The organism is Bacteroidota bacterium, assembly GCA_026391695.1.
In the GTDB taxonomy this organism is placed as follows: Bacteria; Bacteroidota; Bacteroidia; order Bacteroidales; family JAGONC01; genus JAPLDP01.
In genome coordinates this window covers 1-15679 of record JAPLDP010000022.1, presented here as the reverse complement: position 1 = coordinate 15679, position 15679 = coordinate 1, and the positions used below count along the sequence as shown (strand labels likewise).

Annotated in this window: 14 protein-coding genes; 5 read left to right on the top strand and 9 right to left on the bottom strand. The window is 43.0% G+C overall.

The window, feature by feature from the left end; genetic code table 11:
- The first annotated feature begins 74 nt into the window (after positions 1–74).
- The 3 genes from NT175_01925 (at position 75) to NT175_01915 (ending at position 3503) form a co-directional block, all read left to right on the top strand.
- Positions 75–992, top strand: coding sequence for a hypothetical protein (locus NT175_01925; GenBank protein ID MCX6233471.1), 918 nt, complete (start codon positions 75–77; stop codon positions 990–992).
- Between the two features lie 200 nt (positions 993–1192).
- Entirely contained in the window at positions 1193–2470 is a 1278-nt protein-coding gene (locus NT175_01920; protein ID MCX6233470.1) for a gliding motility-associated C-terminal domain-containing protein, read from the top strand.
- Positions 2471–2480: 10 nt separating this feature from the next.
- Positions 2481–3503, top strand: coding sequence for a PorP/SprF family type IX secretion system membrane protein (locus tag NT175_01915; protein MCX6233469.1), 1023 nt, complete (start codon positions 2481–2483; stop codon positions 3501–3503).
- 39 nt (positions 3504–3542) lie between these two features.
- Here NT175_01915 and NT175_01910 read toward each other — a convergent pair whose 3' ends face one another.
- On the bottom strand, positions 3543–4889 hold the full coding sequence (locus NT175_01910) for an MATE family efflux transporter (protein MCX6233468.1): 1347 nt from the start codon (positions 4887–4889) through the stop codon (positions 3543–3545).
- Positions 4890–5215: 326 nt separating this feature from the next.
- Here NT175_01910 and NT175_01905 point away from each other — a divergent pair, with 326 nt between their 5' ends.
- Entirely contained in the window at positions 5216–7096 is a 1881-nt protein-coding gene (locus NT175_01905; GenBank protein MCX6233467.1) for a S9 family peptidase, read from the top strand.
- 27 nt (positions 7097–7123) lie between these two features.
- On the opposite strand, the gene NT175_01900 is transcribed toward NT175_01905, so the two are convergent.
- The 8 genes from NT175_01900 to NT175_01865 form a co-directional block, all read right to left on the bottom strand.
- Positions 7124–7606, bottom strand: coding sequence for a hypothetical protein (locus NT175_01900; GenBank protein ID MCX6233466.1), 483 nt, complete (start codon positions 7604–7606; stop codon positions 7124–7126).
- A gap of 27 nt (positions 7607–7633) precedes the next feature.
- Positions 7634–8110 (bottom strand): hydrogenase maturation protease, encoded by a 477-nt coding sequence (locus NT175_01895; GenBank protein ID MCX6233465.1) that lies wholly within the window; start codon positions 8108–8110, stop codon positions 7634–7636.
- Between the two features lie 111 nt (positions 8111–8221).
- Positions 8222–9682, bottom strand: coding sequence for a Ni/Fe hydrogenase subunit alpha (locus NT175_01890; protein ID MCX6233464.1), 1461 nt, complete (start codon positions 9680–9682; stop codon positions 8222–8224).
- A complete protein-coding gene (locus tag NT175_01885; protein ID MCX6233463.1) occupies positions 9679–10653 on the bottom strand; it encodes an oxidoreductase in 975 nt (324 codons plus the stop codon). The genes NT175_01890 and NT175_01885 overlap by 4 nt, the downstream gene beginning before the upstream one ends.
- Before the next feature lie 14 nt (positions 10654–10667).
- Entirely contained in the window at positions 10668–11120 is a 453-nt protein-coding gene (locus NT175_01880) for a hydrogenase iron-sulfur subunit (protein MCX6233462.1), read from the bottom strand.
- A 14-nt stretch (positions 11121–11134) separates the two neighbouring features.
- Complete coding sequence (locus NT175_01875; protein ID MCX6233461.1) at positions 11135–13123, bottom strand: CoB--CoM heterodisulfide reductase iron-sulfur subunit A family protein; 1989 nt, start codon at positions 13121–13123, stop codon at positions 11135–11137.
- Positions 13124–13139: 16 nt separating this feature from the next.
- A complete protein-coding gene (locus NT175_01870) occupies positions 13140–14000 on the bottom strand; it encodes a CoB--CoM heterodisulfide reductase iron-sulfur subunit B family protein (GenBank protein MCX6233460.1) in 861 nt (286 codons plus the stop codon).
- 19 nt (positions 14001–14019) lie between these two features.
- Positions 14020–14610, bottom strand: coding sequence for a 4Fe-4S dicluster domain-containing protein (locus NT175_01865; GenBank protein ID MCX6233459.1), 591 nt, complete (start codon positions 14608–14610; stop codon positions 14020–14022).
- 298 nt (positions 14611–14908) lie between these two features.
- Here NT175_01865 and NT175_01860 point away from each other — a divergent pair, with 298 nt between their 5' ends.
- Entirely contained in the window at positions 14909–15565 is a 657-nt protein-coding gene (locus NT175_01860) for a hypothetical protein (protein ID MCX6233458.1), read from the top strand.
- Positions 15566–15679 lie beyond the last annotated feature (114 nt).

The window sequence follows — 15679 nt, the reverse complement described above, 5'->3', positions numbered from 1 at the left end:
CAGGTTTGTATTTTGAGAATTTGATGTAATTTTAACTTTCCAGGAAAACGAACCTATTCATCAAAAACAAGGCTATGGCAAGACCCGTCAAATCAGTAATCCTTTATAAGAGTGATGTCGTGATCGAAGATCTTAATGCCGAATCGCTGGATGTTATTGGCTACAAATATAATGAAGCGGTTTATGACAGGCAAGGAAATATTCTGAAGGAAATTAAATTTAACAGGACTGAAGAGGTTGATGAAAAAACCGAGAACCGGTATGATGAAAATGGTTTTCTCATCGAGGCAATTTTATATATGGATGACGAGGAAATTGCAGAGCATAAGACCTTTGAAAGGGATGCAAACGGAGTCATCAGGAAAGAGTTCCGGCATTACCAGGACAAGACCATGGATACCATTTTTTACCATTATGATGAAGACGGGCATCTGATTAAAAAACAGGCTGATGACCCTGTTGATTCCCCAGAGGGAATGGAGATATTTTCATATGATAAGGGTAAACTGGTCGACCACCAGATACTGGATGCTGACGAAAGCCTCATATCGGAAAGGGAATACGCCTATAATGATATGGGTCAGTTAATGGAAATTACCGAACATTATCCCGACGATTTTCACAGGCATACAATAGTTCAAAAATTTGATGAGGCCGGAAAAAGGGTCAAGACATTACGTTATAACGGGAAGGATCAGCTCATCGAAAAAATGACCTATGAATGGGATGAAACGGATCGTGTAAAACGGATCATTGAAGAAACACCGTATGGTGTAAACACGACACATCATTCGTATGACCAGGCTGGAAATATCATTCTGCAGGAAGAATATAATGATGATGATGAATTGCTGAACAGGGTGGAAAGGACATACAATGAGGATAACCGGTTGACCGAATCACACGTGTTCATTGACGGCCAGGGAAAAGGAATGAGTCAGAATTATTTTATCAGGTACGAGTACGAGTATTTTGAGGATGAAGCTGAATAGATCAAAAATCAAAATTGAAAAATTAAAGATACAAATCAAATATAAAAAACAGGAATTTCTGTTTTTTATATTATTAATTCAATCGGAATTTGTTTAATAATAGATTGGTAATTAATTATTTATAATGATTCGAATAATTTCTTTTTAATTTTTAATATATGTTTTTTTACATTTTTATTTTTGATTTTTAATTTAATATTATGAGGAGGTTTTACTGTCTGACCTTTTTAATATTACTCTTGCCGTTGTTTTCACTTGGGCAGGCTGATACCGTAATGATTTGCATAGGCGAACAGGCCACACTGAACAGTTATCCACCGGGATTATTTTATTCATGGGAGTCTTCAACCGGAACTATGAATGATACCCTTCCCAGTCTTGTGGTATCGCCTGCAGTGACAACAAGATATATCCGATATACATGGGTGCCCGATACCACACGCGAACTTATCACTAATGGAAATTTTGAAGCCGGCGATACGGCATTCACCAGTGCATATCAATATCGGACCGATGATTTAACCTCCGAGGCAACTTACACTGTATCAAATAATCCCTCATTTTTTCATCACGACTGGTCACCCTGTGTCGATCATACTTCAGGTAACGGGATGATGATGATTGTAAATGGTGACAGTGCTGGTTATACGTCTGTTTGGAGTGAGACAGTTTCCAATGTCGAGCCCGGTGCTACATACGCTTTTTCTGCCTGGCTGCAAAATGTTCTCAAATATGAAACTGATCCTTTGAGGTGGCCCTTATTACAGTTTTCAATTAATGGTTCACCCTTAGGTGATTTAATGCAGACTACCAATGATAATTGTCAATGGATGCAGTTTTATATCCTTTGGCCTTCCGGCACAAATACAACGGCTACCATCAGCATTGTAAACCGTCACCTTGAACCTAAGGGCAATGACTTTGCCCTCGATGATATCTCGTTTACACCGCTTATTGCCATCAAAGATACATTTGTGGTCATCGTAAATCCATATCCTGTGGTTAACCTTGACCCTAAAATGGTTGTGCCCTATGATGGCAGTATCACCCTGGATGCACAAAATCCCGGTGCAAATTATTCCTGGTCTACCGGCGAAACTTCTCAGACTATTACTATCAACAACATCACCCAGAACATGACCATCAATGTGACCGTTGATCAGGCGGGTTGTCAGTCGTCGGATGAAATATTTATTGGTGTGGAATGCACTGAGATACTTGTACCTAATGTTTTTGCACCTGATAAACCACCGGATAATGAAATAAAAGTTTTTGGCGCCGGTATCGACAATCTTGATTTTATGATTTTCAACCGCCAGGGTGAAATGGTCTTCAGGACTAAGGATCAGGGCATAGGATGGGATGGTACCTATAAAGGTATCGATCAGCCTATGGATGTTTATATGTATTATTTAAAAGCGCAATGTCTGTCTGGGGGCACAATTGAAAAAAAGGGCGACATCACCCTCATCCGATAAAACGTCACTTATGAAAAGACTCATAGCCTTCATACTAATAATGTTGTTGGTCATATCGGTGCAAAGCCAGGATATTCATTTTTCGCAGTTTTGGGCTAATCCGTTACTGTTAAATCCGGCATTCTCAGGCAACTCCGGATGTCGTATTTTCGCCGGCATCGATTACAGGTCACAGGGTAGCAGTATCAGCACTCCCTATGTCACCCAGTCGGCTGTGATTGACGGGCGAATATGGCCCTCATTTACCAGGAACAGCTGGTTTGGCCTTGGAATTACGTTTTATTCTGACAAAGCCGGGGAGGTGGAACTAAAAACCACCCATGCCATGGGATATTTCGCTTATACCATGAGCTTCAATAAGCGAAAGACGTTTCTGGCCAGTTTAGGCTTTGGAGTGGGACGCGTGACAAAAAATATCAATCCAGATAAGTTTTTAACGCCCTCAAATACCATAAATATCATCAACGGTCAACCACCCGGTCCCTCTAACATTCTGCAAAGAGCCTCGGCGAGTTATACGGATTTCAATGCCGGTGTGCTGGTTAACTTCAAATTATCTTACGGGACAAAGGTAATTGCAGGATCAAGCCTGCGTCATATCAATAATCCGGTTGTCACGTTCCTTGATAATTCATCAAGCCGGCTGGACTGGAACTGGGTTTTCCATGGTCTGGCTCTGCATTCGTTGAATGAAATCATGGATATAAATCCTGGATTCCTGCTATCACTCATGGCATCCTCAAAGGAGATCATTGTCGGTAGCAATCTGAATTACCATTTAATGGATATAAAGCTTATCGGAGGATTATGGGTTCGAATCTCCGGAGATATCATACCCCTCGCAGGAATTGATTATAATGGGCTGATTTTTATGTGCAGTTATGATGCCAACATATCCCGGCTGAATCCTGCATCCGGATTCAAAGGCGGATACGAATTCTCTCTGGTCAAGACATTTGGCTGCAGTGAGCAGAGGCACAAAAGGTTTGATCCATGCAGAAACCTGGAATACGTTGATACTATTGAAAAGTGAAAATGTAAAACCTAAAATTTGCAAGTTAAATTTTAAATTTTACATATACTTTTTTCGATTTACAATTACCTTCGTCTTCCATCTTCCTGTGAGATAATAGGAATAAGATAATCCCAATCCAAGAAGCCATGCAACAGGAATGCCCCACCAGATGCCGGTAACCCCTGTTCCCCGGCTCAGCCAGTAGGAAACGGGAATTCGCACTATCCACAGGACAAAGAGGGTGATGAACATGGGTATAAGCGTGTCGCCAGCACCGCGCATTACTCCCCCCACCACAAACATCGTTGAGAAAACAATATAAAACGAACTCACAATCAGGAGATATGTTTCACCGATTTCGATTACCTGTGCATCAGAGGTAAACAGAGTCATCAGAGGATGCCGGAATATGGTGATAAGTAAGGTCATGAAGAGCGATATGGCGGCTGACATCAGAATAGTGGCATGAAAGCCCTTTTTGACCCTGTCGATCCTGTTGGCACCCAGGTTCTGTCCGACAAAAGTAGCCAAAGCCATAGCCAGGTTCATGGCAGGCAGCGATGCGAAAGAATCAATTCTCACAGCCACACTGTATGCCGCACTCGCATTGGTGCCAAAAGGATTGACGATCCAGAACATCGCCATCATGCTTAAAGCTACAAAAGCCTGTTGAAATCCTACAGGAAAGCCTATGTTGAAACTTTTTTTAAAGATAGCCCTGTCAAATTCCATTTTCCGGATGGAGAATCTTATAAGCTCATGAGTCCTGTTCAGATAGAGGATTGCCGCTATAAATACACCACCCTGCGAGATAACGGTAGATATGGCCACACCGGCGATTCCCCATTTGAAAACAAGTACAAAAATCAGATCGAAAATGATGTTCGTGATAGTGGCAAGTACCAGGAAATAAAGAGGTGTCCTTGAATCGCCGAGGCCTCTGAGTATGGCACTCGTAGCATTAAATCCAAAAAAGAAGATCATCCCGGTAAAATAGATATTCAGATATAATTTTGCCTGGGGCAGAACATCTTCAGGCAGTTTTATCAGTTTGAAAATAGGTTCGCTCAGTGCGATACCCAAAATGGTGATAATGATTGATGCAATGAAAATGAAAATATATAGTGTGTCAATCGTTCGCCGTACATTCCGGAGGTCTTTTGCCCCGAAATATTGCGCAATGACAATAGTTGCGCCGGTGGCAATGCCAATAGCCAGTGAAATAAGTGAAAATATGATTGGGAATGATGCCCCCACAGCAGCCAGTGCCTGTTTTCCGATGAACTTGCCAACAACAATGGCGTTAATGATGTTATACATTTGCTGGAAGATATTTCCAAGCAACATCGGAACTGTAAAGTTCAGAATCAGTTTGCCCTCATTTCCCGTTGTGAGATCTTTCATTCAGAATACCACAAATCAGTTAAACATAACAATACAAAATTGGCTTAAATTTCGGTATGGTGAAAATTTTGAGATTTTTGATACGGATAAAGAGGTACGGAATCTTCGCCCAGTGGGTGCCCCGCCTGCAAACCCTAAGGCGATTACTTTTCTTTGCTTTCATTGTGTGGCAGACAAAGAAAGAAGAAGAAAGATAATCTGAAAAGTTTGCTATAAAGTTTAGTAATTTTTCATACTTTTGATGGTTATTCACTTTATTATTAATCCTAAAAATTTATTAATTCATGAAGCTAAAAACCTTGTCAATGTCATTAATTGTAATAATTATGGCACTATTTGTATTTTCTGGTTGCAATCAACAGCCAAAGATTGTGAAAGCCCCGCTTATTCCGCTGGAAGATTTCTTTAAAAATCCTGAGAAATCCAGTTATAAGATTTCTCCGGGAGGGACCTATTTTTCATTTAAAGCACCCTACGAGAAGCGCATGAATATCTTTGTTCAGAAGATTGGTGCCGATTCAGCTATTAGGCTGACCAGTGAAACCGACCGTGATATTGCCGGTTATTTCTGGGCTAATGATAATTATATTCTCTACCTGAAAGATCAGGGCGGTGATGAAAATTTCAGGTTATATGGCGTTAACGCCGATGGCTCAAATCTGACCTGTTATACTCCCTTTGAGGGCGTCAGGACACAGATCATCGATGACTTGCCTGAGTTTCCTGATGATGTGATCATCGGCATGAACAAAAGAGATCCTCAGGTTTTTGATCCTTACCGTTTGAATGTCAAGACAGGCCAAATGAAACAACTGGCCGAGAATCCCGGTAACATCCAGCAATGGATTTTTGACCATGAAGCTAAACTGCGTGCCGCCATTGCTATAGTGGATGGTGTCAATAACCAGGTTCTCTATCGTGAAACAGAAAAGGACGAATTTAAACCTATCCTGACCACCAGCTTTAAAGAAACTATGGCTCCGGTCATGTTTACTTTCGATAATAAGAATGTGTTTGCCTTGTCAAATCTCGGACGCGATATGCTGGCTGTAATCGTTTTCGACATAAAAAACGGGAAAGAGGTTGAGGTACTCTATGAGAATCCTGGCTATGACCTCGATGGTGTGCAATACTCCAAGAAAAGAAAAGTGCTTACCTATGTCACTTATGAATCGGATAAAACACAGCGGCATTACTTTGATGAAGAATCCAGGAATATGATGCAAAATCTTGAAAAGAAGCTGGCCGGATATGAATTCGCTGTTTCATCGGAAACAGATAATGAAGATAGGTTTATGATCCGCACATATAGCGACCGTTCGTTAGGCACTTACTATGTCTATGACAAGAATACCGACGCATTGAGCAAAATTGTCGATGTAAGCCCCTGGATCAACGAAAATGAAATGTCGACCGAGTTTCCGGTTCAATATACAAGCCGCGACGGATTGACCATTAATGCCTATCTGACCCTTCCCAAGGGGTATACGCTGGAAAATGCTAAAAATCTTCCCACTGTTATTAATCCTCATGGAGGTCCATGGGCGCGTGACTATTGGGGATTTAATCCGGAAGTCCAGTTCCTTGCCAACAGGGGATATGCTGTCTTTCAGATGAATTTCAGGGGCTCAACCGGCTATGGAAAGAAATTCTGGGAGGCTGGTTTTAAAAAGTGGGGACTGGAAATGCAGAATGATATCACTGACGGTACAAAATGGTTGATGGATAAAGGTATTGCTGATAAGAGCAGGATAGCCATTTATGGAGGAAGTTATGGTGGATACGCCACCCTGATGGGTATTGTCAAAGAACCTGATCTTTATACTGCAGCAGTGGATTATGTTGGCGTTTCAAACCTCTTTACATTTATGAAGACTATACCACCATACTGGAAACCATATCTTGATATGTTTTATGAAATGGTGGGTAATCCGCAGGCCGACAGCACACAACTTGCTGCTACATCACCGGTATTTAACGCCGACAAGATCAAAACCCCGTTATTCATCGCCCAGGGTGCCAACGACCCGCGAGTGAACAAAAATGAATCGGATCAGATGGTGGAAGCCCTCAAAGCCAGAGGTATCATCGTGGAATACCTGGTTAAGGACAATGAAGGTCATGGCTTCCAAAATGAAGAAAACCGGTTTGATTTCTATCGTGCCATGGAAAAGTTTTTGAATACGAATTTAAAGATGCAGGAATAAACCAGGTGACAAGCCGGGTGTGATATATCATCTGAATATCAGCTTATCCACCCCATCATAGTGGATCATTTCATCCTGAAGCTTTATTGCAGCATTAAAGCAGTCGACACGGTTGCAGATGAGAATGCAATTGGTAAAATCAGCCTTTTTATCCAGAAAGAGAGCCACCAGATTGCCACCACAGGAACAGGGCGAGAAAATCGGAAGTGCTGTATTACAGGTCGGGCATAACAACTCTAACAGCTCATTCTTTGTCAGTTTGATATTCAAGGATATCCTGTTTTTCATCCCATAGAAGGGACTAAGTGCCACCAGGCCGGACTGCTTGATTTTTTTGACCTTTAGCAAGATGCCATTGAATCCATCAAAAATGGCTTTTTCGCTGACCATGTCATCTCCTTTCTGGCAAAAACATTGGCTCACAACAAGAAGGGATTTGCTCTTACCGATTTCCCTATGCTGTTCTGGTATCGGGAATAACATCATTCCCTGTTTGTCAAATAATTTCATGATGCGCCATTTTTGGATAGGAGCTGTTTAAATAATGTCAATCAGGTAATCTTCTATCTGGCGCACTATTTCAAGATAACGCCTTTGGATCTCGCCTGACAATGATGAATACAGAATCTGGTTTTCAGCAATCTCTATAGCAAAGATAACAATTTTACCTGGCATTTCATAACCCAGTGTTTCACCCAGTATAAGCGCATTGCGGAAAGAGATATCATGGTTACTGGAAAGATGATAAGTTTCCAGGAAATTTTCAGGGGAATAACAGTAGACATCTCCGGGCTTACCACCAGGAGTTTTGATGGTATCAATCAGAACAGCTATTTCATAGCCATTAAGAAGTTCAGGCAATTCAAGGCCGCCGAGAGCACTTGTCGCAAATTTGATTTCCGGTGAATGAACCGATCTTTTAAGGTCTTCACAAATCCTGATTGGAATACCATCGTCCATTAGTCCGTCGCTTCCAAAACCAAGAATCATAATTTTCTTTTGGATTTTGCTCATAAAAAAGTTTCAATGAACAATGAACAAGGATCAATGATCAATAAAAGTGAAACCAATGTTTAAGTACCATCTGATGATCATTGATCACTGATAATTGATCATTGAAAACATTTATCTGGAGATAGTCCGTATTAGATCTCCGCTGGTATTCCTGAAATTAACCACCAGCGGCATATCTCCCGGCAGGTGATGTGTGGCACATGAGAAGCAGGGATCATAAGCTCTGAAAGCCATTTCGACCATATTCAATATGCCGTCATCCACGGTGACACCCTTTTTAATAAGGCCCTGCGCGGCTTTTTTTAATGACATGCAGATGGCGGCGTGATTATTTGTTGTTCCGACGATCAGGTTAGCTTTGGTGATGATGCCCCGTTCATCTGTCCAATAGTGGTGTGTCAGTGTGCCTCTCTGGGCTTCAACAATGCCAACTCCTTCGGTGGGTGTTTTTTCAATTTTTGTTCTGAGATCAGGGCTTGTTATTTCCGGATCTTCAGCCAGTTCAAGGCATCTTTCAGCAGCATATATTAACTCGACCAGGCGCGCCCAATGCATGGCCAGAGTGGCATGAACAGGCTTACCGCCCAGTGTGGCGAACATGCGCTCATATTCTTCCTGTGCAACAGGAGTGGCCATGCCATCGGCAGCATTTAGACGTGATAGTGGTGTGGCATGGTAAACTCCTGAATCCTGGCCGTCTATAAATCCTTTCCATCCGATCTTCTTAAGGTATGGGAATTTCAGATAGCTCCAGGGTTCGACACGCTCTGCGACAAAATCTCTGTATTCCACGGGGGAATATTTATAAAGTTCTTTACCTTCGGTATCTACGACCCTGACTTTTCCGTCATAAAAATTCACCCTGTTCTTTTCATCCACCAGGCCCATCGAATGGATCTTCAATGAATAGGGTCCGTTAAGGATAATATCCAGGTACTCTTTGTTACCGAGGACGACGTCGTTAAAGATCTTCATGCTGAATTTGGAGAATTCCACAAAACCCTTGGCTTTCTCCACAATATCCCTGCGATCCTCCTCTTTCAATCCTTTTCTGACACCACCGGGAATATTGAGCACGACATGGGTTTGATGTCCTCCCAGAAGGGCTTGTATCTCCTGTGCTTTTCTTCGCTGCTTGATCACTTCAGTGCCAATCTCCTTGCCCACCTTTGCGATCACACCGAGGATATTCCTGTCGGCTTTGGGTGCTGTGGGGCCAACGACAAAGTCAGGAGCTGCCAGAGCATAAAAATGAGCAATATGGCTATGCACAAAATGAGCGCTGTAAAATAATTCCCTTATTTTTTTAGCAGCCGTAGTAGGTTCAACGCCAAATACCATATCGGCAGCCTTGCCTGCGGCCATATGATGGCATCCCGGGCAAACGCCGCAAATCTTGGTGACAATCTGGGAAACCTCTTCTATAGGCCGTCCCTCGCAGAATTTTTCAAATCCCCTAAGCTCCGGTACCTGGAAATATACATTTTCGACATCACCGTCATCGGTGCAAAATATTTCGATCTTGCCGTGGCCTTCAAGCCTGGTGATGGGATCAATGCTGATCTGTTTCATAATTGTTTCCTCCTTAATTTTGAGCCGGGCAAACTATACCTGTAAAATGTCCCGGCAGGATCTACCACTGTTTCAATAGCTTCTTCAATTTCAGCTTCTTCTTTACCTTCAAGCATAGATGCAATGACCGACATCATTTTCCCTCCGAAGTCAGAAATATCATCTAGCGGTCCATAACATCCCCTGCAGGGGGCATTACCTACAACACAGCGTACACCGCAGCCGCCTCTGGTGGCAGGCCCCAGACATAAGATACCCTGCTCATTCAAACAGGTTTCACCGTCATCCACAACTTCCCAGGGACGGTAGAATCGTTTGATGTCTTTTTTCTCAGATTTCTTGCGTTTACATTCGTCGCACTGAACCAGTGATGAAGCCCCGACTACTGATCCTTTGGGTGGCAGCTCTGTGCCATTCACAACGGCCAGGAACACTTCCACCAGCCTTTCACTCTGGGGCGGGCAACCCGGAAGGTAATAATCGACATCAACAACCTGGTCAAGTGTCATGACGTCATTATAAAAATGTGGAAGGTGCAGCGTGCCCTCAGCGACCATAACTTCCTCCAGTGGTCTTATTTTGTCAGGATTGACCGTCGATTCACTTTCTTCATAAACTCTTCTGAAAATAGCTTCTTTATTGGAAAAGTTAGCCAGCCCGGGGATGCCTCCCATATGTGCACAGGAACCATAAGCGATAAGTAACCTGGATTTCTGCCGCAGCACGCGTGCCATGTGCTCATTTTCACTGTTGCGGACCGCCCCATTGAACAGGGTGATGTCAATAGACTGATCGGGCATCTCTTCCACATCGCTGTACTTTGTGTCAAGGGCTATGGGCCAGAACACCAGGTCAGCATGTTCAATAACAGTAAAAAGCGTTTCATGTATATCGAGGACCGATACGCAGCAACCGCCACAGGCAGCACCCCAGTATATGGCCATCTTTAATTTTGCTTTATCTTTTCCCATGTTGTTTCCCTCCCTTATTTGACGATGGTTTCAGCAACTTCTTTAATCTTTGATGGTCCTAACTGCCTCAAGGTATCAGTCATCTCATTGACCACTTCCTGAAGGCGTTTGCCTTCGCTGGCGCTGATCCATTCCAGCCGCAGGCGTTCTTTCTCAATGCCCATCTCTACGATATATCTCTGCAGGAGATGAAACCGCCTAAGACATTTATAGTTGCCTTCAGAGTAATGGCAGTCACCAGGGTGGCATCCGCCGATGAGCACCCCATCGGCTCCTTTTATAAAAGCTTCCAGGATAAAAGTCGGTTCAATGCGGCCTGAGCACATCACACGTATAACCCGTGTAGAAGGGGCATACCGTAACCGTGAAACGCCCGCCAGGTCTGATGCTGTATATGTACACCAGTTGCAGAAAAAGGCCACGATTCTTGGTGACCATTGTTCATTATTTTGTTCTATTGATTGCATAGGTGATTTTGATTTTATTCAACCAATACTCCATGTATTTCGCTTAATATTTCCTCGTCGTCGAAGAGGTTCTGGAAAATAGCCCCTGATCCGCAGGAGGCGACGCAGGTGCCACACCCTTTACACAACGCCTCATTGATAGACGACTTGCTTTTTTCAGCGTTGAATGTGATAGCTTTATAGGGGCACATGTTGATGCATACCTGGCAGCCACAGCAGCGTTCTTCAATGATATAAGCCGTATTGGGCTCCAGCTCTACATGACCTGCATCAATGAGAGCGAGAGCTTCTGCGGCGGCCGCACCTGCCTGGGCGACACTGTCAGGAATGTCCTTGGGACCCTGGCAGGCGCCTGCAATGAAGATACCATCGGTGAACGTATGCACAGGTGCCAGCTTGGGATGACGCTCCAGGAAGAATCCTTCGTTGGAACAGGATATGTTGAATATCCGGCGGATATCCTGTGCATCTTTGCCTGGCTCAAGGCCGACGGCCAGCACAACCATGTCAACGGGTATCCTGCGGACGACGCCAATCATGGTGTCTTCAACGCGGATCAAGAGCTTGCCTTCTTCATCTTTGCTGATAGCCCAGTCCGATACCTCAGCAACGCGTCCACGGATGAAATGGACGTCTTCATTCAGTAACTTATCATAGAATTCCTCATAGCCTTTACCGGGTGTACGCATATCGATGTAGAAATTATATATCTCGGCACCGGAGTGTTCCTTTAGCAAATGTGCCAGTTTTAACGAGTACATGCAACATACCCTTGAACACCATTTATTGGTCTTTTCATCCCTCGAACCAACACAATGAATGATACCGATGCTCTTCGGCTCCTTGCCATCCCTGGTTACCACATGACCATCCGTCGGTCCCGATGCATTCACAAGGCGTTCGATCTCAAGAGAAGTATAGACATTTGGATATTTTCCATAACCATAGTAGGGTGCCTTGTGAGGGTCGAAAGGCTGGAAACCGGTTGACAGGATAATGGTTCCTACTTCAACCTCTTTAACTTCAGGTTTCTGGTTGAAATCAAATGCATTTCTGTCGCAGGCCTTTGCACATGACTGAGGACATTTACCCGTTTTAAAATGAATACAAGTAGCCGGGTCGATCAGCACTACCAGTGGTGTAGCCTGAGGAAATGGAATATAAACAGGCTTCCGTTTGCTCAAACCTTCATTGAACTCATCTTTGAATTTTGCTTCCTTAAAGATACATGCATCAATACAAGCCAGACATCCAACGCACTGATCTTCAATAATGTATCGTGGTTTTCGGGTGACGGTAACCTTATAATTCCCTACATATCCTTCAACATTGCTAACCTCAGAATAGGACCACAATGTGATGTTGGGATGGTTTTTAACAGCCGACATTTTTGGAGTGAGGATACATGCTGCACAATCGAGAGTTGGAAAGGTTTTGTCAAACTTGGCCATATACCCGCCAATGGTCGGTTCCTTTTCGACCAGGTACACTTTTTTTCCTGCGTTGGCCAGCGTAAGGGCGGCAGTTATGCCTGATATACCTCCGCCAAGGATCATCACATCAGGATTTACCGGAACACTTTTCTTTTCCAGGGCTTTATGATATGCCACTCGGTGAATAGCTGCACGGACAAGATCTTTGGCTTTCAGTGTGGCCATATCTTTGTCGGTATGCACCCATGAATCGTTCTCACGGATATTGACCATCTGCATGTAGAACTGGTTCAATCCTGCTTTGGCAGTAGCTGTGCGGAATGTATTTTCATGAAGCAGTGGGGAACATGAGGCTACCACGATCCGGTTCAGGTTAAATTCCTTTATATCTTTCTGAATCAGTTCCTGGCCTGGATCGGAACACATGTATTTATAGTCTCTTGAAACCGTGACATAGGGGAGTCGGGCCGCATATTCGGTCACCGCAACCACATCAACGGTACCTGCAATATTGTGCCCGCAATGACAGATATAAAAACCTATTTTTATTTCATCATTCTTTTTTATCATAGATATTCCTCCTTCTTTATAACGACAGCTCGAGAGCAGGTGATAGCATCTGGTGCAGCCCAAGCTCTTTTTCCTTAATGCCAAAAGCTATTCCCATGAGCTGCGTGAAATACATGACAGGCATTTTAATATTCTCACGGAATTGTCGTGATATTTTGCCCTGGAAGCATTCGAGGTTGAACTGGCATAACGGGCAAGCCGTCAATACGACCTCAGCTCCCCTGGATTTGGCATCTTTCAGTATCTCAAAGTTCATCCGTGCTCCGATATCCGGCATGGTGCTGGTCATACTGCCACTGCAACACCTTGTCTTCAGCGGCCAGTCGATGGTTTGAGCGCCGAGGGCTTTGGCGATCTTGTCCATGGTCTGCGGATTATAAACATCATCAAAGGTGGATATCGGCCGTATGAGCTGGCACCCATAATAGTTGGCTACCTTTAATCCCTTCAGGGGATTAGTCACGGCGTTCTTTATGGCATCAATGCCTATAATATTGACAAGAAGATCAAGCGGGTGACGGATTTTTATCTTGAACTGGCAGGAAAGACCTGTTTTCGTGAGTTCCTTACAGACATTTTGCCTGATCTCAGGGTCACTGGAGACATAATTCTGGGTTTTCAACAGCCCCATGTAGCAGGCAGCACAGGGTGCGATGATCTCGTCGCCTCCCTGCTTTTCGGCAAGCGCCAGGTTACGGGCGGTGATGCCGATAGCGTAAGTCTCATTGATCGACATATAGTTGGTCGCACCACAGCAGTTCCAGTCTTCAATCTCTTCAACCGTGACATTCAGTTTTTTAAAAACCGACAGAAGAGATTTTTCATACTGCATGCCGGATGATTTTAATGAACATCCTGGAAAATATACATATTTCATAGTGTTTCTCCTTTCAATTTTAAGCTTCTTCGTGAAGCAATTTTTTGAAATCCCTTTTATTCTTCATGCCACGTTCAAAAATGGAAAGCCGGCCCTTTAGAAATAGTTTCAGCCCAAGGGTAGAGTATGACAGCATTTTAAAGATATTATATCGCCAGTAATAACTCAGCAGCAGTGTGGCTTCATTGATCCTGCCTGTTCTTTTCACTTCGTTGAAGAAGGCCTTCGCAAGAATGGGTACAGGGAAGTTCTTGGGATAGATCTTATTGACAATGGCTTCGCGTTTGAGGGCGTACATAACGTCCGTTATTTTAATGCCTTTAGGGCATTCCACTGTGCACTGGTAGCATGAGGCACAAAGCCAGATGGTGCGGTTCGACAGGACTTCATCCCTGAAGCCTGCTCTGACCATAGCTATGATCTTGCGCGGCGTATAATCCATCCATACGCTCAAGGGGCAAGCAGCACTACAGTTCCCACACTGTATACATCCGAAGAGCTTTTCACCATGCGCGATTTTTGCGATCTTTTTCCCAAAGTCTTTATCCAGATCGGCTTCGAGTTTGATCTCAAGTCCCCGTGTCAATAAGTCATTTGTGTTTGATTTCATTTTATGATTGATTTGTCAATAGCCTGATTAAACGTAAGTTATTCCGGCAATTCCGATGCTTCAAAGAAGAAAATTTGAGGGGCAAAAAGTACTTAAATTTATAATATCTGCCAAGAGTTTTGATTAATAATTATTCGAGTGTTGTTTGTGGTGGATAAATCTTATTCTGCGACGCTGTCTATCTTAATTTATCAAATGTTTAATTTATTGATTGAAAATGGTATTGCTTTGTATTTATTTTTTTCATATATTTAAGCCGTGCTAACTATATATTAATTCAACTTAATTTTAACTCCCTATGAAAAGTAAAACCAAATCATTAAAAAGAGCAGTCATTATACTGTTGTCGTTTCTTACCAGCCTAAGCTGTTACACGCAGTCCATTCCTATCGACAGTACATTTTACACTAATTCCGAAATCTATCCTTTTACGGGAATCGACACAATTACCGGATTGAAAATGAGCGGTTCCGTTTCTTTAAAGAGTGATTCCAGTCTTGTGAGAGTGATCCTTAAAAACAGCAGCGGATTGGAATACATGGTGTTCGAAGCGTATCCACTGATTGAATTGGAAACTGATTATTCATTTTCACAACAATGTGATGAAACCTGTTATCTGAACTTCTTCGAGCCGTACAGCATCGTTATTCAAATGATAGATGCGGCACTGACTATTGATACTTTTCTGGTATTAACAAATGGAACAGGGAACCTTGATTCATTGCAGTACAGCTGCAAAAGGATAAATGATACCCTTAAAATTGAGACGATAAATTTAAATGTACCGAGGTTTAACCTGGAATATACAGCGGGTGACGCACCGACTGTTAAAGACTATTATTACGCTAAAAAAATCAGCTTTGGTGATAATTATAATCTCGGCGGCTATGATTATTACATAAAAGGTATCACTATTGTCCGACTAAAGTCTGATTTTCAATTGACCCTTATGTAACAGTCAGAAAATCAGATATAATTTGTTCATTTTTTGTTTTTTCAAAAGTAGACCTCCCCTCATGTCAAGGCAAATTTTAGCTGTACTAACCGGTTAGGTGGGTGATCTTTGACC

Bases quoted from the DNA above. Each gene is read 5' to 3' on its own strand.
- NT175_01900 (MCX6233466.1), bottom strand. From the start codon at position 7,606: ATGAAATTATTTGACAAACAGGGAATGATGTTATTCCCGATACCAGAA.
- NT175_01925 (MCX6233471.1), top strand. From the start codon at position 75: ATGGCAAGACCCGTCAAATCAGTAATCCTTTATAAGAGTGATGTCGTG.
- NT175_01910 (MCX6233468.1), bottom strand. From the start codon at position 4,889: ATGAAAGATCTCACAACGGGAAATGAGGGCAAACTGATTCTGAACTTT.
- NT175_01915 (MCX6233469.1), top strand. From the start codon at position 2,481: ATGAAAAGACTCATAGCCTTCATACTAATAATGTTGTTGGTCATATCG.
- NT175_01885 (MCX6233463.1), bottom strand. From the start codon at position 10,653: ATGGGAAAAGATAAAGCAAAATTAAAGATGGCCATATACTGGGGTGCT.
- NT175_01860 (MCX6233458.1), top strand. From the start codon at position 14,909: ATGAAAAGTAAAACCAAATCATTAAAAAGAGCAGTCATTATACTGTTG.
- NT175_01865 (MCX6233459.1), bottom strand. From the start codon at position 14,610: ATGAAATCAAACACAAATGACTTATTGACACGGGGACTTGAGATCAAA.
- NT175_01905 (MCX6233467.1), top strand. From the start codon at position 5,216: ATGGCACTATTTGTATTTTCTGGTTGCAATCAACAGCCAAAGATTGTG.
- NT175_01870 (MCX6233460.1), bottom strand. From the start codon at position 14,000: ATGAAATATGTATATTTTCCAGGATGTTCATTAAAATCATCCGGCATG.
- NT175_01920 (MCX6233470.1), top strand. From the start codon at position 1,193: ATGAGGAGGTTTTACTGTCTGACCTTTTTAATATTACTCTTGCCGTTG.
- NT175_01895 (MCX6233465.1), bottom strand. From the start codon at position 8,110: ATGAGCAAAATCCAAAAGAAAATTATGATTCTTGGTTTTGGAAGCGAC.
- NT175_01875 (MCX6233461.1), bottom strand. From the start codon at position 13,123: ATGATAAAAAAGAATGATGAAATAAAAATAGGTTTTTATATCTGTCAT.
- NT175_01880 (MCX6233462.1), bottom strand. From the start codon at position 11,120: ATGCAATCAATAGAACAAAATAATGAACAATGGTCACCAAGAATCGTG.
- NT175_01890 (MCX6233464.1), bottom strand. From the start codon at position 9,682: ATGAAACAGATCAGCATTGATCCCATCACCAGGCTTGAAGGCCACGGC.